A 24,711-nucleotide genomic window follows, 5' to 3' on the forward strand; every position below is an offset into this window, starting at 1 on the left:
AACGGCCTCACAGCCGGCGGAAAAATAGCCGTTCAGCTCCGAAGTCCGGGCGCCTCGTGGCCGGTGCGCGCTACATATTCCGTATAGCCGCCGCCATATTGGTGGATGCCCTCCGGCGTCAGCTCCAGCACCCGGTTAGAGAGCGCTGTCAGGAAATGCCGGTCGTGGGATACGAACAGCATGGTGCCCTCATATTGCGACAGCGCCTTGATCAGCATTTCCTTGGTGTCGAGGTCGAGATGGTTGGTCGGTTCGTCGAGCACGAGCAGGTTCGGCGGGTCGAACAGCATCATCGCCATGACCAATCGGGCCTTCTCGCCGCCAGACAGCACCCGGCACCTTTTCTCGACATCGTCGCCGGAAAAGCCGAAACATCCGGCGAGCGCCCGCAAAGGCCCCTGCCCGGCCTGGGGAAACCGATCTTCCAGCGATTGGAAGATCGTGCGCTCGCCATCGAGAATATCCATCGCATGCTGGGCGAAATAACCCAACTTGACGCTGGCGCCGAGAGCGACACTGCCTTCGTCGGGCGTTGTGGTGCCCGTCACCAGCTTCAGCAATGTCGATTTGCCGGCGCCGTTGATGCCCATGATGCACCAGCGTTCCCGCCGCCGCACCATGAAATCCAGCCCCTCATAGATGCTTCGGCTGCCATATTTCTTATGGACGTTCTTCAAGCTGATCACGTCCTCGCCGGAGCGCGGCGCTGGCTGGAATTCGAACGCGACCGACTGGCGGCGCTTGGGCGGCTCCACCCGGTCGATCTTCTCCAGCTTCTTCACCCGGCTCTGCACCTGCGAAGCATGCGAAGCGCGCGCCTTGAACCGCTCGATGAACTTGATTTCCTTGGCGAGCATCGCCTGCTGGCGCTCGAACTGGGCCTGCTGCTGCTTTTCGTTCTGCGCCCGCTGCTGCTCGTAAAATTCATAGTCGCCGGAATAAGAGGTCAGCGAGCCGGCATCGATCTCGAGGATCTTGTTGACGATGCGGTTCATGAACTCGCGGTCGTGCGAAGTCATCAGCAGCGCACCCTCATAGCCCTTCAGGAACTCTTCGAGCCATATCAGGCTTTCGAGATCGAGATGGTTGCTCGGTTCGTCGAGCAGCATGACATCAGGGCGCATCAGCAGGATGCGGGCAAGCGCCACACGCATCTTCCAGCCGCCCGACAGCGCACCGACATCGCCGTCCATCATCTCCTGGCTGAAGCTCAGGCCCGCAAGCACTTCGCGGGCTCGGCCGTCGAGCGCATAACCGTCCAACTCCTCGTAACGCGCCTGCACCTCGCCGTAGCGCTCGATGATCTCCTCCATGTCGCCGGCTCTCTCGGGGTCGACCATGGCCGCCTCCAACTCCCGCAGTTCGGCGGCAACGACGCTGACCGGCCCGGCGCCGTTCATCACCTCGGCGACGGCACTGTGGCCCGCCATTTCGCCGACGTCCTGGTTGAAATAGCCGATCGTGACGCCCTTCTCGCAGGAGACCTGGCCCTCGTCGGGCTGCTCTTCGCCGTTGATCATCCGGAAGATCGTCGTCTTGCCGGCGCCGTTCGGGCCGACGAGGCCGATCTTCTCGCCTTTGTTGAGAGCGGCCGACGCCTCGATAAAGAGGATCCGGTGGCTGAGCTGCTTGCTGATATTCTCGATACGAATCATGGTCTGCTATGGGCCTGAAAGAAAGTTACGGCGCCTTACCACGCGCGGAAATGGCGGGAAAGGTCCATTCCCCTGCCCTCTCGATCTCGAAGACCGGATTGGATAAGGTTGTCGCCTGCGCTGATAAGGAATCCGTGCCCATGAGCGTTCGGCCGCCGCAATCTTTCAGACAATCCCAGGAGGATAGGAACGGCCTCAACGTCCTCGAATACGAGCTGATGTCGGAGCGCGCCGATTCACTCGGGCGTCACGGGCTGAAGGTGGAGGCGGCCCTCGCCGCCCTGAAAGCCTGGACCGGCGAACGCCAAAGCGGGCAGGAACGCGAGAAGCTTCTCAATGACGCCTCCGATGCGGTCTGGGCATTCTTCATCCAGCGTGAAATCTGCGGAATGAGAAACAACCGCGACGCCATTCAGCGCTATGGAATTCCGAACGAAGTGATCGCAAGGTTGGGCGCGATACGGAAGTAACGAATGAGCAGCAGCTGGCGTGTGACTACCAACCTCACCGATTGAGTAGAAACTCACGGTGCGGAAATGAGATGACTTGGTACCAACCTACGAAAGGGAATTGCGATGCCAGCCTCAATCCGGATCGGCAATCAGGACCTCACCGTCGATGTCTCCTCCCTCGGCGCCGAGATGCAGGCGCTTAAATCAAGCGACGGACGCTCCTGGCTATGGACGGGCGACGCCGCCTTCTGGACCGGGCGTTCGCCGATCCTGTTTCCGATCGTCGGCAAGGCCCCGGACGACAAGATCGCAATCGACGGCACGATCTATCCGATGGCCCAGCATGGTTTTGCCCGCCGCAGCGAGTTTTCCCTCGCGGCATCCGCGGCAACGATGTGCCGGTACGAGCTTGCCGCCTCGGAGAGTACCCGGGCGGTCTATCCGTTCGAATTCCTGCTGGCCGTGGAGCATGCGGTAGAAGGCCGGGCGCTGACCGTCAGCGCCGAGGTGACCAACCGCGACCGGAAGACGATGCCCTTCGGGCTTGGATTCCACTCCGCCTTCGCCTGGCCGCTGCCCGGCGCTACCGGACGCGCCCACATCATCACGCTCGACAACCAGGGCGAGCCTGAACTCGTGCGGCTGGCGGGCGGCCTTATCAATCCCCCAGCGCTGCCTTCGCCGTTTCATGCCGGACGTCTGGTTCTGGATCACGCGATGTTCGAGCAGGATGCGATGATCTTCCCCAAGGGTGCGGGCGAAGGGCTGCGCTACGGGGCCGAAGGCGGGCCAAGCCTGCGGTTCCGCTTCGAAAACCTGCCCAACCTCGCTCTCTGGACCAAGCCGGGCGCGCCCTTCCTCTGCGTCGAGCCGTGGCACGGGACGGCTGCGCAGGCCGGAGCTTCGAGCGAACTCTCGGAACGGCCCTCGACGACGCTGCTTGCACCGGGCGCTGTTGCGCGTTTCGCCTTCACGGTCGAGATCGGCCAGTAGCGTTCACGTGTGAACGCCCTCCTTCGCATGGCGTGCAAAGGAGGGCTTTCCCCACGGAGGATCTTCCTGCGGTGTCCGGGTTTCAATGGGCGCCCGCACCGCCGCCGGCCTGAGGCTTTTTGGTGAGGAGCAGGGCAAATGCCGCCACTGCAAGCACCACGCCGATGACAGCGAAAGTATCGCTGAAGCCCAAGATCAATGCCTGGCGCTTGACGATCTGGCCAATCGCAACGACCGCCTTTTGCGATGCGACAGCCGGATCGGTGACGCCATGCTGGATGAAGTAGCCGGAAAGCTTGCCCAGGCGATCGCGAACTTCGTCACGGCTCAGCGTAATCGACTGACCGATGATATTGGAATGGAACTGTTCGCGCTTCGTCAGGATGGTGCCGAGAGAGGCGGTGCCGACCGCGCCGCCAAGATTGCGCAGCATGTTGGTCAGGCCAGAGGCGGCGGCGGCATCTGATGGAGCAATGCCGGCCGTCGTAATGGCTGTGATCGGGGTCAGCACCAGGGCCTGGCCAACGGCACGGACAATATTCGGGATCCAGAACTGGTCGCCGGCATTGTCGGCCGAAAGCATGATGTTCATGAAGCAGCTGATCGCGAAGATCGAGATACCGAGGAAGCCGATATAGCGTGCGTCGAAACGCTTCATGAGAACAGGCACCAGCGGAATAAGCAACAACTGCGGCAGGCCGGTCCAGGCGAGCACGTTGCCGATCTGCTCGGCATTATAACGCTGCACCTGACCGAGATATTGCGGCAGGATATAGACTGTGCCAAAGAGCGCGACGCCGACCAGGACGTTGACCAGCACGCCGATGCCGAAATTGCGCTGAGTGAGCAGCCGCAGCTTGACCAGCGGCTTCTTGACCGTCAGCTCGATCCAGATGAAGGCGGCGAGAAAGACGAAGGCGACAAGGCTGAGCTTGACGATGAAGGGCGAGGAGAACCAGTCTTCCTTGTTGCCTTCCTCCAGCACGGTCTGCAGCGCCGAGAGGCCGACCGCCATGGTAAAGATGCCGGCCCAGTCGCCTTCCCTCAGAAGGTGGAGCTGCATTGGCTGCTTTTCCAGCGTCAGGGCGAGAGCGGCCGCCATAACGAGGCTCGGGATCGTGTTGATGAAGAAGATCGTCTGCCAGCCATAATTCTCCGTCAGGTAGCCGCCGATCGTCGGGCCGATGGCCGGGGCGAAAGTTACCGACAGCGCGAAGATCGCGAGCCCCAGCGGCTGCTGGGTCTTCGGCAGTTTGGTTAGCACCATGGTGAAGGCCATGGGGATCAGTACGCCACCGGCAAAGCCCTGCAGGCCGCGCAGCAGGATCATCGTGCCGAGATCATGCGCGAAGGCACAAGCCATTGAAAACAGCGGAAAGAGAATGGAATTGACGAGGATATAGCGGCGGAACGAGAAGACATTGCTGAAATAGGCCGTCAGCGGAATGACGACGATCTCCCCGATCAGGTAGGAGGTCGATATCCAGGCGCCGTTGTCGACGCCCGTTCCGATGCCACCCTCGATGTCGAGGAGGGAGGCATTGGTGATCTGGATGTTGAGGATCGCCATAAAGGCGCCGATCATGCCGGCGAGAACGGCGATCCATTCCTTGGTGCCGGCGCCCGGCTGCGATATGGGGGCGGCTGTTGCTGCGATGGTGGACATGACACGATCTCCTAATCCCCGCGCCTAACTGCGGTCGGCATCGGCCTTGGTGTCGATGCTCGGTTGAACGGACATGCCGGGTCGCAGGTCGCCATTGGCGGCTTCGCCGTCCAGCACGATCTTGACCGGAATGCGCTGAACGACCTTGGTGAAGTTGCCGGTCGCATTGTCGGGAGGAAGAAGCGCGAATTCCTGGCCGCTTGCCGGAGCAAGGCTATCGACATGGCCCCGATAGATGCGGCCTGGGAAAGTATCGACCTCGATATCCACCGGCTGGCCGGCGCGAACATCGGTCAGCTGCGTTTCCTTGTAGTTGGCGATCACGTAGACCGCGCTCGTGGGTACAACCGACATCAGCTGGGTGCCCGCCTGCACGTACTGGCCGACCCGCAGCGTCCTGTTGCCGACGGTGCCGTCGACAGGGGCGGTAATCGTTGCATAGGAGAGGTTCAGTTCAGCCTGATGCTGGACGGCCCGGTCATGGGCGAGCGTCGCCTTCGCCTGGGCGAGTTCGGCATTGAGAAGGTCGACCTGCTTGACGGCGGCATCCAGCGCAGCATTATCGCGTACAATGGCCGCCTGGGCGGCGGCGATGGCGGAAGCGGCCTGCTGCGCCGTCTGAACCGGCGCATAACCGCTGGTGGCGAGATTGGCGTAACGCTTGTTGTTCTGTTCGGCGAAGGTCTCGTTTGCCTTGTCGACCTCGACCGTGGCGCGGGCTGCGGCAATCGTCGACTGCTGAATATCGAGCGAGGCCTGCTTGGCATTGAGCGTCGCCTCGGCAGCGGCGACATCGGCCTTGGCCTGATCGAGAGCGGCACGGAAATCGCGATCATCGATGCGTGCGAGCGGCTGACCCGCCCTGACCACCTGGTTGTCGCCGACGAGCACTTCCGCAATGTAGCCCGAAATCTTTGGCGCGACAGTCGTATTGTCGGCCTTCACATAGGCGTCGTCGGTGGAGATCTCGAAGCGGCCGACGGTCCAGTAACTATGGCCGTAATAACTGGCGGCGGCGATAAGGGCGATGGCCGTCGCGCCCAGCAACAGTCCGCGGCCACGGCGCTTGCGGGCGGGAGGCTCCAAAACGGGGGCAGCTTCGACGATGCGTGGCGTGTTGCCGGCATCAAGGGTTGCCGGCGCGGCCTCCGCCGTGGTTTCGGTGACAGGCGCGTTGTTGTTCAGGGCCTGCAGCGTACTAATGGACATTGCCTTTCTCCTATTACTGGTCGCTGTCGCTACCGGCTGCGGCCTTTAAATTCACGTCAGTTCCACTTTTGGAAACTTGTTGTTTTCCAAAATATGCTCTATAAAATCGGTGTCAACAAGAATTTGGAAAATAGTCATGGTCCAAAATCACGAAATCGAGAAGAGACCGCGAGGACGACCGCAAGTCCGCTGCGACGACGATACGAGAAGCGTGATCATCGAGGCGGCTAACCGGCAGTTCCACGAGAATGGTTATGCCGCGGCAAGCATCGCCGCGATCGCGCAAGGGGCTGGTGTCTCGACCAAGACGCTCTACCGGCTGTTTCCGACCAAGGCGGATCTGTTTTCCGAGATGATCATCGAGCGGACGGGGCGCTTCCTCATGTCGCTCGATCCCGGAACGCTTGCGGTATTGGACCTCAGGCAAGGGTTGGAGCGCATGCTGACGGCCTATGGCATGCTGACGCTCTCGCTGGACACGATCACCGTGACTCGGCTCGTCATCAGCGAGTCCGACCGCTTTCCAGAGATCGCCACGACCTTCTATGAGAAAGCGATCGTCAGGACCAACGCGCTGATGGAAGACTGGCTGCGTAGACAGATCGATCGCGGACTGATCGCACTCGACGATCCACATGCCGCCTGCGGGATGCTCCGTGGGATGATGATCATGGAGCCGCAGCGCGCCGCGATGCTGCGCCAGCAACAGCCGCCGGGGATCGAGGAGATCGCCGCCAGGGCGAAGATGTGCACGGATCTGTTCCTGAAGGGTTGCGCGCTCTGAAGTGTCGCTTGGGCTCCAGAGCGCAATGATTTTCTGTGCCAGGCGACGCCGATCCCCTCAGGTCGGCGGGGCGTCCAGCGCATGCAGGATGCCGCGAAGCTCGGCAAGGCCGCGCATGCGGCCAATGGCGGGGTAGCCGGGCGTGACCGTTTTGTCGAGATCGTCAAGCATGCGGTGGCCATGGTCCGAGCGGAAGACGATGGTGTCTTCGGGAGCGCGGCGGCGGTCTTCTGCAACCAGTTCGCGGAGAACCGCGACCATGTCGACATCACCTTCCAGATGCGCGCTTTCGTGGAACGTCCGACCGTCGCCTTCACGCGTCGTTGCACGCAGATGCGCGAAGTGGATGCGCGAAGCGAACCGCCGGGCGATCGCCGGCAGGTCGTTGTCGGCGCGCACGCCGAGGCTGCCGGTGCAATAACACATACCGTTCGCCGCCGACGGCACTGCATCGAAGAGAGCGGCATAATCATCGGCCGTCGAGGCGATGCGCGGCAGGCCGAAGAGCGAGCGCGGCGGATCGTCGGGATGCAGCGTCAGCTTGACGCCGCGTGCTTCCGCGGCCGGCGTCACGGCTTCGAGGAATTCGATCAGGTGCCGGCGCAGTCTTGCGGCATCGATGCTGCTATAGGCGACGAGTTTTTCCCTGAAGGCCGGAATGGTAAGGGGCTCGGTCGTCGAGCCGGGAAGAGCCGAGGCGATAATGCGGGTGAGGTCGGCGACCTCCTCCTCCGACATGGCCTCATAGACGACACGCGCCCGTTCGCGATCCTCATCGGAATATTGCTGGGCCGCACCCGGCCGTTCCAGAATAAAGAGGTCGAAGGCTGCAAAACGCTCATGATCGAAGCGCATGGCGGTGGCCCCTGTCGCCGTCACGAAATCGAGGTCGGTGCGAGTCCAGTCCACGACAGGCATAAAATTATAGCAGACGATCGGAATGCCGCAGGCGGCGACCGCTTCGAGGCTGGCGATCCACGCCTCGATTTCAGCCTTCGCCTCCCCGCCTCTGCGCTTGACTGCATCAGGGATCGGAATGCTTTCGACGACCGACCAGACGAGTGGCGAGCGGTCCGCCGGCGTCGTCTCGATCAGAGACTGGCGTTCGCGCACTTCCCTTTCCGTCCAGGCCCTGCCGATCGGCACTTGATGGAGCGACGAGACGATATTGGTCGCGCCCGTCTGACGGACATCATCCAGCGTCACCGGCGCTTCCGGTCCGAACCATCTCCAACCCTGTCGCATCCTTCTTCCTTCCCTCGCCTCTTCGTTTTCGCGGTGATTCTGCCGTCAGCAGAAATAATCGGGGTAACGCGAGCGCAGCTCATCGACATCGGGAATGACGGCGCTCAAGTGATGGATCATCGCGCCGCGCGCAGCCGCAGCATCATGGGCGGCGAGCGCGTCGCGAATGACGATGTGTTCGCGGACCACATTGTCCATGCGTCCAAGCGCCGGCAGCGCCAGCCGCCGCGCCCGGTCGATCTGCACCTTGACCGTCTTCAGAATTGCCCAGATGCCGGGATAACCTGCTATCTCAGCGATCGCCTCATGAAAGGCCTCGTCTTCCTCATGAAAGTTCGAGGCGTTGCCGGCCGCGCCATGCGACCGCTGCCGGAAGATGATCGCATCCAGATGAGCAATATCGGCAGCGCTGGCGGTTTCGGCCGCAGTCTCGACGGTCGTACCTTCGAGCGCTTTGCGCACGACCACCGCCTCGGGGATCGACGCGACAGGCACACGCGACACGACCGTGCCTGACTGCGGATAGATGTCGACCAGCCCGCCCTCGGAGAGCCTGAGCAGTGCCTCGCGCACCGGTGTGCGGCTCACCCCGAAATCCTCGGCGATCCGCTTTTCCTGCAGCAACAGGCCAGGCGGCATCCTGAGCGAGACGATGTCGGCATAGAGACGTTCGTATATGGCACCGGCCGTGGTGACGCGGCGCAACTTCGGGCCGACTTCCTGGGAAATCGAAACTGCAAGCGCTTGGGCTTCCGAGGACTGCCGCATAGTCGAGACCAGTGATCGTGTTCTGGCATACTAGTATATTAGCTGCGACACCCTGCCAAGGCCTGCGAAGGAATGGATTACATTTGGAGGTTGGGGGTCGTTTGACCATGCGTTTCGATGCTGGTCGAGACTGTTGGTTGGAACTTAGATCAGCCGAATTGGTTGAGAACCAATCAAGGAGGCGCCGATGAAGAACCCGGTACGACGCACAAAAAATGAAGACACGACCGACGACACGCGGCTGAAGAAATCTTCCCTCGCCGGTGCGCGGAAAGGGAAGATGGCGCGGAAAGCCACACACGATACCGGCCCGGCGGTGCTCCGCGAGGAGGAGATCCGGAAAAGAGCACATGCGCTGTGGGAGAAGGAAGGCAGGCCGGAGGGCAGGCATCGGGATCACTGGATTCGGGCCGAGCATGAGCTCAATGCGCAATATGGCGGGGCCGACAATCCTCCCAAGCTCGAAGCGCTGCGAGAGGCCGCACGCGAACATAGCGATGCCTTCCTGGTCAAGACGGATCTCGAAGACGCGGACCAACGCGAAGCCTCACCCGGCACACGCGAGCAGGAATAAGTTGCTGTCTTCAATGCAGGAAAGGTCTCCCGATATGGTCGATAAAAAGGACTTGGACGCCGGATTTACCGGCACACCCGTCGAGCCGCCGGAAGGACTGGCCAAAGTTGCCCAATCGGCGGCCAGCGGGGTGAAACGTGAGGTCTATGCAGTCACGGCGGGGGCTAGAAACCACCCGCACACCGCAAGCGCATTGCTCACTATTGGTATTCTCGCATTCGGATTCGGCTATTTCCTCGGCCGGTCATCGTTGGAAAGCGCGCCGCGTCCATATTGGCGATAGCTCCAGGTACCAAAAGTGGCTGCGCGACTGGCGCGTCGCTGTCCTATAACCGCCGGCCAGTTCGGTTGGAATGGCGAGAGATTCAGATCCTGTACCTGCAGGCGTTCCCTGATAGCGGGAATGCGCCGCCAGATGACAAAGCTTCTCAATAGGCTCGCACCTCAGACGTGTTTTCTGTTCGGAACAGCTTTGCTATTGCAGACTGTTGCGACCGTCGTCGAGCAGAAGCAACGAGCATCCGAATCTGCTGTTGCCGGAATACGACAGTGAAAAAAGCGCAGGTTACTCCTGCCTTCACGGCTTGACAGCGGTGACAACGGTCCTTAGCGAGGCTGGAAAGCGACACGTCAGGGCTACCAAGTGAATTATTTCAGGCAACTCGTGATTGCGGTGCTACATCCCGGGAACGGGTCTGGAAGCGCGCTTGATCGAACCAATGGCATTGCGGTCTTTCTCTTTGCAATCCTGCCCGGACTTTCACCTAACTTCAACTCCTTCATCCTACTCGGGTCGATGCTATCCGGCCTCTATTGCCTGGCAAGAGCCCACTTTCCTTTGAACCTGTCGAAGTCCGACCGAGTGGTTGCCATTTGCATGACGATTTACCCTGTGGTGATGATCGTCAGCATATTCGTCAATCCGCCTTTCTCGGAAGAACTGGATTGGATTTTCCGGCTCCTGCCGTTCTTTTCGATCTGGCTGATCTTGCCGCGCATGCGTCAATCTCCCGATGGCCGCCTTGTGCCGCTCTTTATCCTCGGCGCGGGTCTCGGCATGATCGTTACTTTTTTCTTCAGTCTGCTTCAGGTCCTATTCCTGATGCCCAGGGCGGAGGCGGGAACCTCGAACGCGGCGCTGCTGGGCGTTATCGGCGTGCTTTTCGGCGGCGTCGCGCTACTCAATCTTCAATCTCCCAAAAGCATGGAGCAAAAGATCGCGATATTGGGATATGCCGCGGGTCTGGGCTGCGCGCTGCTTTCCGGAACGCGCTCGGCCTGGCTGGTCATCCCCGTCCAGCTGGTCATCTTCCTCTGGTATTTTCCCAAAAACCGATTTCATGTCAGTCTGCGCAGCCTCGCCATCACCGGCTCGGTATTGTTGCTGGGACTTCTCGCCTTGGGCAGCGACCAGGTTGTCTATCGCGTCCGTGAGCTCCAGGACAATCTGTCATCGCTCGAAAGCACCAATGGCGATATCACCTCGCTGAGCGCGCGGGTTGCTCTCTACAAGGGCGCCCTATCGGCAATCACCAAGGATCCGTTCACCGGCTATGGCCCGCAAAACCGGATGGCTGCTGTCCTGGCAGAAGTCCCCGAGGGCCTAAGGCCGCAACTGCCCTATTCACATGTCCATAACGGCTTTCTCACAGCGGGAATCGACGCCGGCCTTGTCGGCATCGCAGCGCTTTCATTGCTGCTCCTGGCACCCGTGATCGGTGCGTGGAAAAAGGAACCTGGCCCTGGCCGGGATCTAGCCATAGCGCTCGCTCTCCTGCTGACCAGCAGCTACATTATAACCGGCAGCTTCGGTATCATGTTCAACCAAAAAGCGCTGGATCCGATCTTCGCCTATATGGTCGCTCTTATTTGCGCGGACCGGGGCAGCACGCGTTATGCACCTGTCGTTCGAAGCTGATTTCCTGCGCCCGAGGCTAGCGCGTTGACATCTTCATGCGCCGGACTGGTTTCGCCGCCGGTGAACGCAAGATCGGAAACTTCACCCGTTGAGGAATAGCCGGAAACAAGTTCTGCCAGGGTCGCGCGGGCCGCGATCATGTCGTTTCGATCCAATGCCGCATTGAGCGAATTGAGCTTCTTCGAAAGTTCCGGCCACAACAGGAAGTCCTCGCGCGCCTTCATGATCCGCGGATGTTCGGTTGTCTCGGGGTTATCCCCGATCAACAATTCTTCATAAAGCTTCTCGCCGGGCCTCAAGCCCGTAACGGAAAGCTCGATGTCCCCTTCGGGATTATCCACGTCCCGGACGGTCAATCCGGACAGTTCGACCATCTTGCGGGCGAGATCCGCAATGCGGACGGGCTCGCCCATATCGAGCAGGAAAACATCGCCGCCCTCGGCCATGGCGCCCGCCTGGATGACAAGTTGCGAGGCTTCCGAAATGGTCATGAAGTAGCGGGTTATTTTCGGATGCGTCAGGGTAACCGGACCGCCTTCCTTGATCTGCTGCCGGAACAGTGGCACGACGGATCCGGACGAACCAAGGACGTTCCCGAAGCGGACCATCGAGAAGTTTGTCCGCAGTCTGTCAGCGGTCAGCTCTGCCGCAAGCGCCTGCAGCACCATCTCCGCCAGCCTCTTGCTGGCGCCCATCACATTGGTCGGACGCACGGCTTTGTCGGTGCTGATCAGCACGAAATTCGAGACGCCGCATCTATTTGCCGCACGTGCGGTGATCAATGTCCCCATGACATTGTTCTTGATGCCTTCGACGGCATTGTGTTCGACGAGAGGCACATGCTTGTAAGCGGCGGCGTGATAAAGCGTCTGAGGCCGCCAGCTCTGCATGATATGTTCCATGCGATCCTCATCGCGGACGGAACAAAGAATCGGCACGATCTGCAGGCTCTCATGCTCGTAAACTTCGGCCAGCTTCAGCAATTCGGCATGGATATTATAAAGCGCAAACTCGTTCTGATCTATGAGGATAAGGCTCGAAGGCGCGTTGCGCAGAATCTGGCGACATAACTCGCCGCCGATAGAGCCGCCGGCGCCCGTGACCATGACCACCTTGTTGCGCATTGCCTTGTCGAGCAGCTCTTGCCGCGGCGCAACCGCTTCCCTGCCCAGCAGGTCTTCGATCTCCAGCTCACGAATATCGGAGACCGCGACTCGTCCCTGAGCCAGCGCGGTGAGATCCGGCAATGTCCGGACGTTCACCCTGGCTTTGCGGATATGCTCGAGAATTTCATTGCGACGCTGCCGCGACGCGGATGGGAGAGCAAGAAGCACGTTGTGCACGCCAAGTGCTTCGGCGAGCACCGGAAGATCCGACGGGTCATAGATCGGCAAACCGCCCATGATGCCGCCCTTAAGGCGGGGATCATCGTCGAGGTAGCCGACGACATTGAGTTCAGCGCTGTTCGTCAGAGCGCCGGCGAGTTGCCTCCCGGCATTTCCCGCCCCATAGATCAGCACCTTATCGAGCGTATTCTGGTGAAGAATACGCTGATAGGTATCCCCGAGCCAATAGCGGATGCCCAACCGTGACAGGCCGATCGCAATCAGCAGCAGGAAGGGCTGGAGAATGCCGACGGTTCTCGGAACGCCCGGGACGCTGAGCGCCGTAAATATCGTCATGAAGGCGACGCCGTAAATCGCAATTGCTTTTAGAACGGCAATGAAAGCGGCCATGTTGGCATAACGGAAGATCGCCCGATACATGCCCATGACGATGAAGATGGGAAGCGCCATGCACAAGGAAACGAAGACCGGTAACCACTGCACGCCAGTTAGCACCGTCCATTCGTTCAGACGGAAGCAATAGGCCAGCCAGATCGTCAGGACACAAAGACCGGAATCCACCAGCAAGGCGAGAGCGCGTTTGGCAGCACGCGGCATGGCCAGCAGAGGGGCGACGAGCGCCTGCATCGGCACCAAGAACCATCTCGCGCGTGGCGTCTCAGTGGGGGTATTTTCAGGCATTGCTTCCCAGCGTCTCGCGGATCAATCAGACAACCACCTTCTTGTCATTTTCTGCAACGAGCGCAACTGAAATAATCGGAAATCAAAGCCTTCCGCACCGCTTATCTATCAGAAGTAGGTAAGCTAGTGCTTTATTCCCTTCCGGCGAACGACCTTCTCGGCCGTCAGAAACAGGATGCGCATGTCGAAACCGACGGAGCGTCGCTCAAGATATTCGACATCGAATTTCACCTTCTCCGGAATCGGCAATTCGTCACGCCCGTTGATCTGCGCCCATCCGGTCAATCCCGGCAGGAGCTTGTCGACGCCGTGGGCCGTCCGCAATGCGATCAGGTCATATTGATTGTAGAGCGCCGGGCGCGGCCCGACGAAACTCATCTTGCCCGCCAGAATGCACCAGAGCTGGGGCAGTTCGTCGAGACTGGATTTGCGCAGAAACGAGCCGATGGGCGTCAGAAACCGCTCGGGATTTTCGAGCAGATGTGTCGCGACTGTCGGCGTGTCGACGCGCATGCTGCGGAATTTTGGCATCAGGAAGATCTGATTGAAACGCCCGATACGTTTTGACCAGTAGAGGATCGGTCCTGGCGACGTCAGCCGGACACTGAGAGCGACGACAAGGATCGGAACGAGCAGGATGACCGAAGCCAACAAAGCCAGGAAAAAATCCACCGCGCGTTTCAAGCCCATGCCCCGTACTTCTTCCATTGCCTCTTCAGCGGATTTCCGCCCATACGCCACAGCGCCGTATCGTCAAAAACCCTTTCGCGTCAACTCCAACCGCGCCGTTTCTCCAGGAAACGCCGACCGATCGTCGATCAGATCCTTGCCTTGTAGGCCTAGGCAAAGGGGCTCACTTCGAGCTTGGAACGCACGACGTAGCCGCTGCCATCAGATCGCGCCCAACCGCGCCCTATGGTCCACAGGCGCCGATCTCTGGCAGGCCTACAGAACCGGGCCTCCTGCAGGAAAGGATCTTCGATCAGCGTATGGGCGAAATCGATCACCGTCTCCCGCTCGCCAGCTGCCCTTCGATCGCCTTTGTCGGCATCGGCTTTGGCAACCAAGGTAGCGATGCTGCGGGTGGCCGCACCAAACGCCAATTCCATCATAGATGATATGCTGTTTCTGGTCGCTACGGGCTCGTTCTCATTGTTTACTGCAGTAAACTTCTGTGCGTGGTTTGTTATCGCCGCATTGGAGATCTCGATGCTGCGCAGCATTGGATTGGTGTGTTGACGTCGCCCTCGACCTCCGGGTGAAAGCCGTGTGGGAGAAAGGGACGCTGCGCATCGAGATTGACGGCAAGAAGCCGGTGACCGCCACGGCAAGATGCTGGGCAAGACGCGCGGCAATCGTCGTCTTGCCGCTGCCGTCCCTGAAGAGGGCGACGACCTGCGGGATGTTCATGATCGTGGCGATGACGCATATAACGCGTTCCGGCGCGCGCATTATGCTCAAGGAAGCCACGCATCTCCCCTTTTGCTCCGCCGCATACGAACCGCGGAGGCGCGACTCGCGGTCGGCGAGGATACGATGTCCGGCCTCATCTGAACTTGATATCGCTCGCCTTCTGGGAAACGCGGACGTTCCAATCCCGTAGAGCATCGCACGCTTCGGCTCGCGTGGGTGCACCGATGCGGCCGCCGAACACTTGGCATTTCAGCGCCGCCGCCATGGACGACAATCGCATCGTCTCTTCGATCGGCAGGCCTTCTGCGATGGCCAGCGCGAAAGCGCCGTGGAAGATGTCGCCGGCCGCAAGCGTGTCGATGGCCCTCACTTTCGGCGCGGCGAGGTGACGTATGTCGCCGCTTGCATCGTCGAACCACAGGGAGCCGTTTTCGCCAGCCGTGACGCTGATGAAGGCATGTTCGAATTTCCGCTTCAGCAGGCCGACGGTCTCGACGAGATCCGCCGTCCCGGCAAGCCGCTCGGCAGCCGGCTGTGAGAAGACGATGTGGCTCGCCGCCGGCGCCAGCATCTCGATGACGCCCTCGCCCGCAACGTCGCCGTCGAGGATGGCTGGCTTGGCCGCCCCCCTCGCCGCCAATAGCGTCGCCAGCGCAAGCTTTGGCCATCGCACGTCAACGAGAACCGCATCGAAGGAGGAGACATCCTGCTCGGTGACCGGTTTGACGGTATCGTGCAGCCGCGCATCGTAGAAGGGCACGATCAGGCGCTCGCCCTCATCATCGATGAGGATCGTCGAGACCGCCGAGCGGGCGCCCCGCACAACCGTCATGCCGCTCGTGTCTATGGCGCTATCCGCGAGATCGGAAATAATGCGTTCGCCCGTGGCATCGTCGCCGACCGCGCCCCAGAGGCTGGCATGGCCGCCAAGCCGAGCGACGGCGAATGCCGCGCTCGACGCCATGCCTTCGGCGATCTGCAGCATTTCATAGGGCAGGATCTTGCCCTGGCCGGTGGGCAGCGAGCGCACGCGGAACAAGGTGTCGAGCACCGCCGCGCCGACGCAGAGCACGCGGCGCGCAGGACCGGGAGGCGGCTCGAAGGCGGAAGAAGCCGTCAAAATCTCTGTCTCACCTGCTCACTTGACGGCGCCCGCCGTCAGGCCCGCCACGATCTGCCGTTGCGCAAACACCGTCAAGATCAGGACCGGCAAGGTGACGATCAATGCGGCGGCCGCGAGCGGTCCCCAGCTGACCTGTTCGAAAGACAGCATGTTGTAGACGGCGACCGGCAGCGTGCGCGTCTCGCGACTGGCGAGCACGATGCCGAACACGAAATTGTTCCAGGAAAAGATCACCGACAGGATGAAGGCGACGACGATGCCGGGCCTCGCAATCGGCAGGGCGACCAGACGGAAAACCTGCCAGGGTGTCGCGCCGTCGATGCTTGCAGCCTCCTCCAGCTCCATCGGCGTCGTCTCGAAATAGCCGATCATGATCCATACCACGATCGGCACGGTGACGACGAGATGGATGATGATCTGGGGCATCAGCGTGCCGAGCAGGTTCAGCCACTGGAACAAGAGGAAGAGCGGAATGAGGAAGGACAGGCCCGGCGTCATGCGCGCGATCATGATGACCATCGCCGATTTCTCCGCCTTCAGACGCGCGATGCCATAGCCGGCCGGCACGCCGATCAAGAGCGCCAGCAGCGTGGCGCTGCCGGTCACCAGCAGCGAATTCCAGAGATAGAGGAAGAAATTATTCTCCTCGAAGACCTTCACATAGTTCGACCAGGCGAAACGCTCCGGGATGAAGATCGGCGGATAGGCGCCGTTGTCGATCTCATATTTCAGCGACAGCGAGATCATCCAGAGGAAAAACAGGACGACCGGCGAGATCATCACCAGCGCAACGAACAGCAGTCCGATGCGATCGAGCGTCTTGCGCTTCATCAGCGTGCCTCCCCGTCAGACCAGTTCACGCGCTGCCGGATCATCATGAGGACGAAGGAGAGCAGCACGATGAGGATGAAGAAGACGACCGCCATGGCCGAGCCGTAGCCGATGTCGTAATAGGCGAAGGCGGTGTTGTAGAGATAGATGTTGATCGTTTCCGAGGCGGTGCCGGGGCCGCCCTGGGTCATGGCATAGATGATGTCGAAGCTCTTCACGGCATCGATGCTGCGGATGATCACCGCAATCATCAGGAAGGGCGCGATCATCGGCAGAGTCAGATAGCGGAATTTTTGCCAGACATTGGCGCCGTCGATCTCGGCGCTCTCATAAGGTTCGCGCGGAACCGCCGCCAGGCCGCCGAGCACGATCAGCATGACGAGCGGCGTCCACTGCCAGCTTTCGACAAGGACCAGCGAGGGAATGACGCTCGCCTGATTGTAGATCCACTCCTGCGGGCCGATGCCGATGAAGGAGAGGAGATAGTTGAGCACGCCGAGCTGCGGGTGGAACATCATCGTCCACACCAGCGCGATGGCGACGGGGGTCGCCATCATCGGCATCACGAATATGCCTCGAATGAGGCCGCGCAGCGGGAATCTGGCATCGAAGATTAGTGCGGCGAGCGTCCCCAGAAAAAGGGGAAACAGCACGGAGAGCGCCGTATAGAGCACCGTATGCCACAGCGACTCCCAGAACCGCATGTCGGTGGCGAGTCTGATATAATTGTCCAGCCCCGCAAAGACCTGCGACTGGCCGAGCGTCCAGCTGTTGACGCTCATCCACACCGTGAACACCCATGGAAAGACGATGACGCCCGAGATGACGATGAGCGCCGGGATGACGAAGGGCCAGTAGTTGGGAGCAAACCGGTCCGGTTTGCTCCCACCTTTCGACGCCTTGGCCATAGCGGCCGTTTCGATGCCTGCCGAGGCCATTATCCCTCGCTTTTCGCCAGGACCGGTTCGAACTGGGCCGTCGCCTTCTTCAGTTCGGTTTCCGGATCGGCGCCGCCGATCATGTTGGTGAGGCCGACGCCATAGATGTCACGGAACTCGGTGACCGGAATGATGACCGGCAGGGCGAGCTGGGAAATCTTGCCGGAGCCGGCAACGGCATCCAGCCATGAGCCGGGCATCTTGACGCCTTCGCGGACCTTCGCATCCGCAAGGACGGACTGGCGGAACGGAACGCCGGCGCCGGCCTGCAGCAGGCGTGCACCCATGTCGTGCGAAATCGCCCACTGGCAGAACAGATAGGCTGCTTCCTTCTTCTGGCTTGCCGCGACGACGCCGAGGCCGTCGCCGAAGGTGCCCGCGGCCTGCGCCTTCGGTCCTTTCGGCATGACGCCGTAACCGACCTGGCCGACGACGCGCGACTTTTCCGGATTCTCGATCGGTGGGGCGAAACCGACGCCATCAAGCCACATCCCGATCTTGCCTTGCAAGAAGGCCGACTGCGCCTCGGCCCAGTTGAAGCCGGAAACGCCGGGAGGCGCGGTCTTGGTCATCAGTCTCTGGTAAAGCTTGGCCGCCTCGATCGCTTCCTGCGATGTCGTTCGCAGCTTGCCGTCCGGGCCGAGCGGGCTGGAACCATAGCCGAGCAGCAATGTCGTCCAGACCGGCGTATTGGCATTCTTGAGGCCGCGGGCGACGAAGCCGTAGGTGTTGGCGGAGGCATCGGTGAGCGCCTCTGCGGCACTTGCCAGTTCTTCGAAGCTCGTGGGGTAGGCAAGCCCCTTCTTCTCGAACAGCGCCTTGTTCCAGTAGATGATCCAGTAATCGACCGAGAAAGGCAGCGACCGCAGAACGCCGTTGGCGTCCTTGGCGAAGGCGAGGCCTGCTTCGGCGAAATCGCTTTCCACCAGCGAGGGATCGGTCAGCGAGGCGTCCTTGAGAAAGCCGCTGATATCGGCAAGCCAGCCACCTTTCTCGAATTGCCGTTTCTGGACGTGATAGCTCAGGTGCACAACGTCGAAGCTCGGCTTGCCGGAGCTCAGCTCAATGGTCGTCTTCTGTCGCTGCTGCTGTTCGGGCGTTGCTTCGGCATTGACCTTGATGCCGGTGAGCTCCTCGAACTCGGACAGGTACTTGGTCAGGATTTCGCTGCGCGGGCTCTTGACCAGGTTGACTTCGAGCGTGGTGCCGGCGAAGCGCTTCCAGTCGACCGCAGCGGCTGCCGGCCGCATGCCGAACATGCTGCTGGCGCCAAGAGCGGCGGTGCCCGCCAGAAATCCGCGCCGCGTCGGGTTGAAGAATGATGGCATGTCTATCCTCCTCTTTTGCCGGTGATCTCCTCACCCCCGGCGGTTTATTCTCGATTATATCCTGAGCGCACGATCCCTTGCATGATTGATGTGTGCGACAAGGCTGTTGACGGCGTCTTCGGCCGATCGTCGTTCGATCGCCTCGAGCACTTTCAGGTGCTCGCCCATGACGGGTCCGACATGGCCGTCGATGCGAAAGCGGTCCTGGCTGATCAGGCGCATCTTGATCGAGTTCACGCGGTAGGCGTTCGAAATGATGGTGTTGCCAAGCGCGTCGATAAAGGCATCATGCATGCCCCAATCGACGGCCTGTGCGTGCAGTTCCAACTCATGCGACACGTTGCCGTTTCGGATGGCGTCGGCGATATCCCGATGCTGCTTCAACAGCCCGGCGATCGTTTCGTCCGACGCTGTCTGTGTGAAGAGCGCCACAGCTTCCTTCTCTAGGAATACACGCAGCTGGAACGCCTCGCGGATAAGGTTGAGATCGATGTGAGCGATCTGCAAACCCCGCTGCGGCACGGTCTTGATCAGCCCCTCCGCTTCAAGCCTCGGGATGAGCTCTCGGATGGCGCCAAGCGTCAGCCCGGTCAGCTCGACGAGACGGCGCTGCGACACGAATTGGCCGGGACGCACGTCACGGGCAAGCAGGTGGCGCGTGAAACTTGCATAGGCCTTTTCCCGTAGCGTCGGCTGCTCCTCCATTTCGTCCATCGCCTCCCCCGCAAACATGGCTAACTATGCCGCCTTCGATTGGAAAAGACGGTCAAAAGCAATCGCAAGCTGTTCCTGCGCTTCGGCGGATAATGGGAGGAGCGGCGGACGAACCGCAACCCAGATGTCCTCCAACGTCGTGCACGCCACCATCGTCTTCACGGCCGGAATGACCGGATGTTTCAGCAATTCGACGACGAAATCGGCGACGCGGTTATCGTCCCTGCCCTCTTCGGCCATCGGCTTGAGTTCGCCAGGCACAAAATTCGCCATGCCCGATATGGCGCCCTGGCCGCCGAGCCGCACGGCCCTTGCGAGGTGCCGCTCGTCGCCGACCAGGATGATGAGATCACGATGCGCTTTGAGAAGCGCTTCGGTGTAGGGCCAGTCGCCGGAGGAATCCTTGACGCCTGTGACGATATGGGGAAAGGCGGTCCGCAGCCGGCCGATCAGCGACACGCTCAGCGGCACCATGGTGACCGAAGGAAGATTATAGACGATGATATCCCGCGCCGTGTCGCCCAGCAGGGAGAATACGGCGGAAAACCACTGGAAGACGCCGTCGTCACTCACGTTCTTGAAATAGGACGGCGGGGCAAGAAGGATGTTGCGGGCGCCATTGGACAGGGCCTGACCGGCCTGCATCGCCGCATCCTCTGCGGCATCGACGAGCACGCCGACGATGATGTTGCCGGGCGCAATGCCGGCATCGAGAAAGGCGGCCACTATGCGTTCCCGTTCGCCATTCCCGATGGAAGATCCCTCACCTGTCGTCCCGAACAGCGTCACGCTGGAGCACCCGGCGGCAAGGCACCGCCGCGCTTGCGCGATCATCGCCTCGATCGCAATATTGCCATCACTGTCGAACGGCGTGGCGAGAGCGACGGAGAGCCCGAATCTTGATGTCAACCTTGTTCCTCCCAGCTAATGAGTCAGGTGTAGCAGACTGACATGTTAGTTGTAAAGAGCTGATCGTATCGGTCGGTGCGGAGCCCTCTTCTTGGCCACAATGGCCATTTGCCAGTGGCCGTAAAGCAGATGAACTCGTTTCTCTGGAAAAGTGCGGCGTTGGTAGCAAACACTACCAATAGCGGGCCTGCCATGACGATAGATGAAGGCTTTCGGTAGATCGACAAATGTGCAACTGAGTAGCAAACTCGGCTCGATGGAGATAAAACCGATGAGTGTCAAATCGTCGATCTCGCTAACCGACCAGCAGGACGCGTTTGCCCGGTCGCTGGTGGAGAGCGGCCGGGATTCCAGCATGAATTCCGTTCTTCAGCAGGGCCTGGAGCTTCTCCGCCAAAGGACGGAAAGCGAGACCGCCGAAACGGCAGCGCTTCGCGAGTTGGTCCAGCGGCGTTTGAACGGCCCGATGACTTCCTGGTGGCGGTGCTATCCAATTTACGCAATACCCGAGCATCGGGGACATTGTCAGCGTATCCTGCCTCGCTCGTGATGTCGGCTTTCTGCGTCTTCTGATGTTAAGCGGGCGCGGATGGTCCGAAGAGAGCCTTCGCCGGCCAGATGCGTTCCGCTCGAGCGTACTCGCGCGATCGCCCATTCGATCACTCGCTTTGTAATGTCATCTTCGCTACTCTGGAGAATGCGACCGCCTGACCGGCCCTTGACGACACGAATGCTAACGTGAATTTTTAGCCGAAGCTTGGCAGACCACTCTTCGTGCTGAAGATGGGCTTGCATGGCGCATTCGTCGCGTCCGCGAGCGAACGCATCCGCATTCCAGGCGAAGGTGCAGACGGTCGATACCACAGGTCACAGCGACAGGGTCGATGGTGCGCTTCGTTCGAGGCCGCAGCGCCTATAACTGGGAGAGGCGACGTTCTGGCATTCCTGAGCAAAGAGGTTGGCGTATGAAACATGCACTGGTGACAGGTGGCGGCCGCGGTATCGGGCTTTCCGCCGCCCTGGCGCTTCGTGACGCAGGTTATCGTGTGACGGCGACGGGGATCGATGCCGCCGAAATCGGCGCCATGCCGAAGAGAGAGTGTCTTGCCGGCGTCGTGCTCGATGTGCGCGACCAGGCCTCCGTGGAGAGGCTGGTCGGTTCTTTCGACAGGCTCGATGCAGTCGTCAATTGCGCCGGGCTCATTCGGCGCGGCGGCGCGGAGTTCGATCCCGCCACCTTTTCGGAGGTCATCGACGTCAATCTCTCGGGCACGATGCGGGTTTGTGTCGCGGCAAAGCCGCTGCTGGCTCGAAAAGGCGGCGCTATCGTCAATACCGCTTCCATGCTGTCATTCTTCGGCGGACCGGTCGTGCCGGCCTACACCGCCAGCAAGGGCGGCGTGGCGCAGCTCACCAAATCTCTGGCCGTTGCCTGGGCGGCGGACAATATCAGGGTCAACGCGGTGGCCCCCGGCTGGATCGCCACCGAGCTGACCCGTCCCCTCTATGAAGACCCGAGCAGAGCAGAGCCTATCCTGCAGCGCACGCCGATGCGCCGCTGGGGCAAGCCGGAAGACGTCGCCGGCCCGATCGTCTTCCTGTGCTCGGAAGCGGCCGGCTTCATGACCGGCGTTATCCTGCCGGTCGACGGCGGTTATGCCGCAGCTTGAAAGGAGAGAGGTTCCGTGGCCTATCAATCTGTCCACCCTATGTCGCCGCCCGAGATCGTCGTCGCGGCGGTTCCCGAAGATGAACGGCTCTGGGTTCCCCAGGCCCCCGATGTCTGGTTCCGCCCGCTGATGCTGAACACGCTGCAGGGCGCATGGTGCAATCTCCTGCGGGTCCGCCGCGCCGGTATCCTCAGCCGCCATCGCCATCCGGCACCCGTTCACGGCTATGTCATCAAGGGCCGCTGGCGCTACCTCGAACATGATTGGATGGCCACCGAAGGAGCCTATGTCTTCGAGCCGCCCGGCGAAACCCATACGCTGACCGTGCCCGACGACGTCGAGGAGATGATCACCTTCTTCAACATTTCTGGCTGCATGTATTATGTCGACGAAAACGGCGATCACACCGGCTTCGAGGATGTCTTCACCAAGATCGACATGTGCGCCGCCCATTATCAGAAGGTCGGCCTCGGCGCCGATTTCGTGAGGCAGTTCGTCCGGTAGCGGTTGACGAGCCGATCGGCATCTTTTCGGCCGGCGGGGATGAAATCCTCACCACCCGCCGCCGAAACGATCATTGCTACTCCTTCACCGCACCCGTCATCGAGGACACGTAGTAGTCGACGAAGAAGGAATAGAGGATGACGACTGGCAGTGAGCCGAACAGCGCGCCCGCCATCAGCGACCCCCATTCGAAAACGTCGCCCCGCACCAGTTCGGTCAGGACGCCCACCGGTATAGTCTTGTTCTCCGAGGACTGGATGAATGTCAGTGCGTAGATGAATTCGTTCCAGGAGAGCGTGAAGGCAAAGATGCCGGCCGAGATCAGGCCGGGCACGGCAAGCGGCAGGATGATCTTGACGAGGATCTGCCAGCGATTGGCGCCGTCCACCAGCGCGCTTTCCTCGAGTTCGAAGGGGATCGATCGGAAATAGCCCATCAGTAGCCAGGTGCAGAAGGGGATGAGGAAAGTCGGATAGGTGAAGATCAGCGCCAGGCGCGAATCATAGATCCCGAGCTTGAAGACGATGAAGGCGAGCGGGATGAAGAGGATCGACGGCGGAATGAGATAGGCGAGAAAGATGACGAGGCCGATCTGCCTGGAGCCGGTGAAGCGCACGCGCTCGATCGCGTAGGCGCCGAACACCGAGGCGACGAGCGACAGCGCTGTCGACCCCACAGCCACCAGCATCGTATTCCACAGCCAGCCGGGATAGGATGTCTCGAGAAACAGGTATTTGATGTGGTCAAGCGTCGGGCCGACCACCCAGAAGGGGCTGTAGTTGTTGTAATCCGTCAGCTGCTCGTTCGGCTTCACCGCGGTGATCGCCATCCAGTAGAAGGGAAAGAGCAGCACGAAGACGAAGACGGCCATCGGCAGGTAGAGCATCACCACGCGCCGCGGCAGGCGGTTCAGGTAGCTCATGCCCTCGGCATTGTCGGTCAGGACCTCATCGGCCGTTTTGAGATTGGTCGACATGGTTCGCTCCTTAATCTTGTCCGCCCTGCTGCCATTTGCGGCGTTGCAGACCGAAGAAACTGAACATGATGGCGCCGAGCAGGAAGGGTATCATGGCGACGGCGATGGCCGCGCCCTCTCCGAGCTGCCCGCCCGGAATGCCGCGCTGGAAGGAGAGTGTGGCCATCAGATGCGTGGCGTTGACAGGCCCGCCCTTGGTTAGCACGTAGATCAGCTGGAAATCCGTGAAGGTGAAGAGCACCGAAAAGGTCATGACGACGGCGATGATCGGCGTCAGCATCGGCAGCGTCACATAGCGGAAACGCTGCCAGCTCGTCGCGCCATCGAGCGAGGCCGCCTCCTGCAGCGAGGCCGGAATCGTCTGCAGGCCGGCGAGCAGCGAAATAGCAACGAAGGGAATGCCGCGCCAGACATTGGCGACGATGACCGAGATGCGGGCATTCGTGGGATCGCCGAGGAAGTTGATCGGCGCGCTGATCAGCCCGAGCTTCATCAGCGACCACGAGATGATCGAGAATTGGGAATCGTAGATCCACCAGAAGGCCAGCGCCGAAAGCACCGTCGGCACCACCCAGGGCAGGAGCACGATCGCCCGGAAGAAGGATTTGAACGGAAGATGCTGGTTCAGGAGCAGCGCCAGCCAGAGGCCGAGAGCGAATTTCAGAGCCGAGGCGATGACCGTATAAAGGATGGTGTTGAAGACTGACAGCCAGAAAACCGCGTCATCGGCCAGGAATTCATAGTTCTCCAGGCCGATGAAAATGCCGTCCCGGCCGATCCGCGTGTCGGTAAAACCAAGCCAGACGCCGAGCCCCAAGGGATAAGTGAGAAAGCAGACGAGAAACACGGCGGCCGGCAGCATGAAGAGGAAGCCGAGCACGTTGTTGTTCTGCATTAGCGAGGGGCCGCGCTTATCCCCTGAGTCCAAGGTCGACATTGCTTGTCTCCAGATTGCATTCAGTCCTGATGCATGTCGCCCGGAAGTGTGCAGCGGTTCCGGGACGACGACATGCC

General features: G+C 60.7%; 24 protein-coding genes and 1 pseudogene. 9 read left to right on the top strand and 16 right to left on the bottom strand.

Translation table 11 applies throughout. The features are described 5' to 3' along the window. Positions 1-32: 32 nt before the first annotated feature. A complete protein-coding gene (locus tag ACQ7C1_RS05285) occupies positions 33-1,655 on the bottom strand; it encodes an ABC-F family ATP-binding cassette domain-containing protein (protein ID WP_430957577.1) in 1,623 nt (540 codons plus the stop codon). A 140-nt stretch (positions 1,656-1,795) separates the two neighbouring features. Between ACQ7C1_RS05285 and ACQ7C1_RS05290 the strand changes: the two genes are divergently transcribed. Together ACQ7C1_RS05290 and ACQ7C1_RS05295 are read left to right on the top strand one after the other, a co-directional pair. Then, entirely contained in the window at positions 1,796-2,125 is a 330-nt protein-coding gene (locus tag ACQ7C1_RS05290; RefSeq protein ID WP_430957578.1) for a DUF6665 family protein, read from the top strand. 105 nt (positions 2,126-2,230) lie between these two features. Then, the gene (locus ACQ7C1_RS05295) at positions 2,231-3,100 is read left to right on the top strand and encodes an aldose 1-epimerase family protein (protein WP_183704124.1); all 870 of its coding nucleotides are present in this window, start codon (positions 2,231-2,233) and stop codon (positions 3,098-3,100) included. 82 nt (positions 3,101-3,182) lie between these two features. Here ACQ7C1_RS05295 and ACQ7C1_RS05300 read toward each other — a convergent pair whose 3' ends face one another. Continuing rightward, positions 3,183-4,766 carry a DHA2 family efflux MFS transporter permease subunit gene (locus ACQ7C1_RS05300; protein ID WP_183704122.1) on the bottom strand — a complete coding sequence of 528 codons (1,584 nt, stop codon included), beginning with the start codon at positions 4,764-4,766 and terminating at the stop codon, positions 3,183-3,185. Between the two features lie 24 nt (positions 4,767-4,790). Further along, positions 4,791-5,975: an HlyD family secretion protein gene (locus tag ACQ7C1_RS05305; protein ID WP_430957579.1), complete on the bottom strand. Its 1,185-nt coding sequence runs from the start codon at positions 5,973-5,975 to the stop codon at positions 4,791-4,793. Between the two features lie 136 nt (positions 5,976-6,111). Between ACQ7C1_RS05305 and ACQ7C1_RS05310 the strand changes: the two genes are divergently transcribed. Beyond that, positions 6,112-6,759, top strand: coding sequence for a TetR/AcrR family transcriptional regulator (locus tag ACQ7C1_RS05310; protein ID WP_097599755.1), 648 nt, complete (start codon positions 6,112-6,114; stop codon positions 6,757-6,759). A gap of 57 nt (positions 6,760-6,816) precedes the next feature. Here ACQ7C1_RS05310 and uxuA read toward each other — a convergent pair whose 3' ends face one another. Further along, positions 6,817-8,004, bottom strand: coding sequence for a mannonate dehydratase (uxuA, locus tag ACQ7C1_RS05315; protein WP_430957580.1), 1,188 nt, complete (start codon positions 8,002-8,004; stop codon positions 6,817-6,819). A 45-nt stretch (positions 8,005-8,049) separates the two neighbouring features. After that, on the bottom strand, positions 8,050-8,772 hold the full coding sequence (locus ACQ7C1_RS05320) for a GntR family transcriptional regulator (protein WP_430957581.1): 723 nt from the start codon (positions 8,770-8,772) through the stop codon (positions 8,050-8,052). Between the two features lie 187 nt (positions 8,773-8,959). Between ACQ7C1_RS05320 and ACQ7C1_RS05325 the strand changes: the two genes are divergently transcribed. The 3 genes from ACQ7C1_RS05325 (at position 8,960) to ACQ7C1_RS05335 (ending at position 11,264) form a co-directional block, all read left to right on the top strand. After that, a complete protein-coding gene (locus ACQ7C1_RS05325; RefSeq protein ID WP_221113955.1) occupies positions 8,960-9,346 on the top strand; it encodes a DUF2934 domain-containing protein in 387 nt (128 codons plus the stop codon). Positions 9,347-9,380: 34 nt separating this feature from the next. Then, on the top strand, positions 9,381-9,629 hold the full coding sequence (locus ACQ7C1_RS05330; RefSeq protein ID WP_183704113.1) for a hypothetical protein: 249 nt from the start codon (positions 9,381-9,383) through the stop codon (positions 9,627-9,629). Between the two features lie 360 nt (positions 9,630-9,989). Further along, entirely contained in the window at positions 9,990-11,264 is a 1,275-nt protein-coding gene (locus ACQ7C1_RS05335; RefSeq protein ID WP_430957582.1) for an O-antigen ligase family protein, read from the top strand. On the opposite strand, the gene ACQ7C1_RS05340 is transcribed toward ACQ7C1_RS05335, so the two are convergent. The 9 genes from ACQ7C1_RS05340 to ACQ7C1_RS05380 all read right to left on the bottom strand — a co-directional run bounded on the left by ACQ7C1_RS05340 (position 11,240) and on the right by ACQ7C1_RS05380 (position 20,547). Beyond that, a complete protein-coding gene (locus ACQ7C1_RS05340; protein ID WP_430957583.1) occupies positions 11,240-13,291 on the bottom strand; it encodes a polysaccharide biosynthesis protein in 2,052 nt (683 codons plus the stop codon). The two genes, ACQ7C1_RS05335 and ACQ7C1_RS05340, sit on opposite strands and share 25 nt — an antisense overlap. A 123-nt stretch (positions 13,292-13,414) precedes the next feature. Then, on the bottom strand, positions 13,415-13,981 hold the full coding sequence (locus ACQ7C1_RS05345; protein WP_221113718.1) for a sugar transferase: 567 nt from the start codon (positions 13,979-13,981) through the stop codon (positions 13,415-13,417). 149 nt (positions 13,982-14,130) lie between these two features. Beyond that, positions 14,131-14,514, bottom strand: coding sequence for a hypothetical protein (locus ACQ7C1_RS05350; protein WP_430957584.1), 384 nt, complete (start codon positions 14,512-14,514; stop codon positions 14,131-14,133). A gap of 323 nt (positions 14,515-14,837) precedes the next feature. Continuing rightward, positions 14,838-15,824: a sugar kinase gene (locus tag ACQ7C1_RS05355; protein WP_430957585.1), complete on the bottom strand. Its 987-nt coding sequence runs from the start codon at positions 15,822-15,824 to the stop codon at positions 14,838-14,840. Positions 15,825-15,842: 18 nt separating this feature from the next. Beyond that, positions 15,843-16,658, bottom strand: a complete 816-nt coding sequence (locus tag ACQ7C1_RS05360; RefSeq protein WP_085781403.1) for a carbohydrate ABC transporter permease — start codon at positions 16,656-16,658, stop codon at positions 15,843-15,845. Further along, on the bottom strand, positions 16,658-17,596 hold the full coding sequence (locus ACQ7C1_RS05365) for a carbohydrate ABC transporter permease (protein ID WP_430957586.1): 939 nt from the start codon (positions 17,594-17,596) through the stop codon (positions 16,658-16,660). The genes ACQ7C1_RS05360 and ACQ7C1_RS05365 overlap by 1 nt, the downstream gene beginning before the upstream one ends. Continuing rightward, positions 17,596-18,924: an ABC transporter substrate-binding protein gene (locus ACQ7C1_RS05370; RefSeq protein WP_183705614.1), complete on the bottom strand. Its 1,329-nt coding sequence runs from the start codon at positions 18,922-18,924 to the stop codon at positions 17,596-17,598. Before ACQ7C1_RS05370 ends, ACQ7C1_RS05365 begins: the two co-directional genes overlap by 1 nt. Before the next feature lie 54 nt (positions 18,925-18,978). Then, the gene (locus tag ACQ7C1_RS05375) at positions 18,979-19,656 is read right to left on the bottom strand and encodes a GntR family transcriptional regulator (protein ID WP_176536325.1); all 678 of its coding nucleotides are present in this window, start codon (positions 19,654-19,656) and stop codon (positions 18,979-18,981) included. A gap of 6 nt (positions 19,657-19,662) precedes the next feature. Then, complete coding sequence (locus ACQ7C1_RS05380; RefSeq protein ID WP_097600109.1) at positions 19,663-20,547, bottom strand: dihydrodipicolinate synthase family protein; 885 nt, start codon at positions 20,545-20,547, stop codon at positions 19,663-19,665. Positions 20,548-20,818: 271 nt separating this feature from the next. Between ACQ7C1_RS05380 and ACQ7C1_RS05385 the strand changes: the two are divergent. The 3 genes and pseudogenes from ACQ7C1_RS05385 to ACQ7C1_RS05395 all read left to right on the top strand — a co-directional run. Further along, positions 20,819-21,016 (top strand): annotated as a pseudogene (locus tag ACQ7C1_RS05385) (ribbon-helix-helix domain-containing protein); the annotation flags it as partial. 496 nt (positions 21,017-21,512) lie between these two features. Further along, positions 21,513-22,217, top strand: a complete 705-nt coding sequence (locus ACQ7C1_RS05390) for an SDR family NAD(P)-dependent oxidoreductase (protein WP_097600110.1) — start codon at positions 21,513-21,515, stop codon at positions 22,215-22,217. A gap of 39 nt (positions 22,218-22,256) precedes the next feature. After that, positions 22,257-22,721 carry a 2,4'-dihydroxyacetophenone dioxygenase family protein gene (locus ACQ7C1_RS05395; RefSeq protein ID WP_085781388.1) on the top strand — a complete coding sequence of 155 codons (465 nt, stop codon included), beginning with the start codon at positions 22,257-22,259 and terminating at the stop codon, positions 22,719-22,721. Between the two features lie 76 nt (positions 22,722-22,797). Here ACQ7C1_RS05395 and ACQ7C1_RS05400 read toward each other — a convergent pair whose 3' ends face one another. Both ACQ7C1_RS05400 and ACQ7C1_RS05405 read right to left on the bottom strand, forming a co-directional pair. After that, positions 22,798-23,697 (bottom strand): carbohydrate ABC transporter permease, encoded by a 900-nt coding sequence (locus ACQ7C1_RS05400; RefSeq protein WP_040112047.1) that lies wholly within the window; start codon positions 23,695-23,697, stop codon positions 22,798-22,800. A gap of 10 nt (positions 23,698-23,707) precedes the next feature. Then, entirely contained in the window at positions 23,708-24,634 is a 927-nt protein-coding gene (locus ACQ7C1_RS05405) for a carbohydrate ABC transporter permease (protein WP_097600112.1), read from the bottom strand. Positions 24,635-24,711 lie beyond the last annotated feature (77 nt).

The organism is Rhizobium sp. Nf11,1, assembly GCF_050587665.1.
Classification (GTDB): Bacteria; Pseudomonadota; Alphaproteobacteria; order Rhizobiales; family Rhizobiaceae; genus Rhizobium.

Excerpts from the sequence above, each read along its gene's own strand:
- ACQ7C1_RS05285 (WP_430957577.1), bottom strand. The coding sequence starts at position 1,655 with ATGATTCGTATCGAGAATATCAGCAAGCAGCTCAGCCACCGGATCCTC.
- ACQ7C1_RS05290 (WP_430957578.1), top strand. The coding sequence starts at position 1,796 with ATGAGCGTTCGGCCGCCGCAATCTTTCAGACAATCCCAGGAGGATAGG.
- ACQ7C1_RS05295 (WP_183704124.1), top strand. The coding sequence starts at position 2,231 with ATGCCAGCCTCAATCCGGATCGGCAATCAGGACCTCACCGTCGATGTC.
- ACQ7C1_RS05300 (WP_183704122.1), bottom strand. The coding sequence starts at position 4,766 with ATGTCCACCATCGCAGCAACAGCCGCCCCCATATCGCAGCCGGGCGCC.
- ACQ7C1_RS05305 (WP_430957579.1), bottom strand. The coding sequence starts at position 5,975 with ATGTCCATTAGTACGCTGCAGGCCCTGAACAACAACGCGCCTGTCACC.
- ACQ7C1_RS05310 (WP_097599755.1), top strand. The coding sequence starts at position 6,112 with ATGGTCCAAAATCACGAAATCGAGAAGAGACCGCGAGGACGACCGCAA.
- uxuA (WP_430957580.1), bottom strand. The coding sequence starts at position 8,004 with ATGCGACAGGGTTGGAGATGGTTCGGACCGGAAGCGCCGGTGACGCTG.
- ACQ7C1_RS05320 (WP_430957581.1), bottom strand. The coding sequence starts at position 8,772 with ATGCGGCAGTCCTCGGAAGCCCAAGCGCTTGCAGTTTCGATTTCCCAG.
- ACQ7C1_RS05325 (WP_221113955.1), top strand. The coding sequence starts at position 8,960 with ATGAAGAACCCGGTACGACGCACAAAAAATGAAGACACGACCGACGAC.
- ACQ7C1_RS05330 (WP_183704113.1), top strand. The coding sequence starts at position 9,381 with ATGGTCGATAAAAAGGACTTGGACGCCGGATTTACCGGCACACCCGTC.
- ACQ7C1_RS05340 (WP_430957583.1), bottom strand. The coding sequence starts at position 13,291 with ATGCCTGAAAATACCCCCACTGAGACGCCACGCGCGAGATGGTTCTTG.
- ACQ7C1_RS05345 (WP_221113718.1), bottom strand. The coding sequence starts at position 13,981 with ATGGGCTTGAAACGCGCGGTGGATTTTTTCCTGGCTTTGTTGGCTTCG.
- ACQ7C1_RS05350 (WP_430957584.1), bottom strand. The coding sequence starts at position 14,514 with ATGCTGCGCAGCATCGAGATCTCCAATGCGGCGATAACAAACCACGCA.
- ACQ7C1_RS05360 (WP_085781403.1), bottom strand. The coding sequence starts at position 16,658 with ATGAAGCGCAAGACGCTCGATCGCATCGGACTGCTGTTCGTTGCGCTG.
- ACQ7C1_RS05365 (WP_430957586.1), bottom strand. The coding sequence starts at position 17,596 with ATGGCCTCGGCAGGCATCGAAACGGCCGCTATGGCCAAGGCGTCGAAA.
- ACQ7C1_RS05370 (WP_183705614.1), bottom strand. The coding sequence starts at position 18,924 with ATGCCATCATTCTTCAACCCGACGCGGCGCGGATTTCTGGCGGGCACC.
- ACQ7C1_RS05375 (WP_176536325.1), bottom strand. The coding sequence starts at position 19,656 with ATGTTTGCGGGGGAGGCGATGGACGAAATGGAGGAGCAGCCGACGCTA.
- ACQ7C1_RS05390 (WP_097600110.1), top strand. The coding sequence starts at position 21,513 with ATGAAACATGCACTGGTGACAGGTGGCGGCCGCGGTATCGGGCTTTCC.
- ACQ7C1_RS05395 (WP_085781388.1), top strand. The coding sequence starts at position 22,257 with ATGTCGCCGCCCGAGATCGTCGTCGCGGCGGTTCCCGAAGATGAACGG.
- ACQ7C1_RS05400 (WP_040112047.1), bottom strand. The coding sequence starts at position 23,697 with ATGTCGACCAATCTCAAAACGGCCGATGAGGTCCTGACCGACAATGCC.
- ACQ7C1_RS05405 (WP_097600112.1), bottom strand. The coding sequence starts at position 24,634 with ATGTCGACCTTGGACTCAGGGGATAAGCGCGGCCCCTCGCTAATGCAG.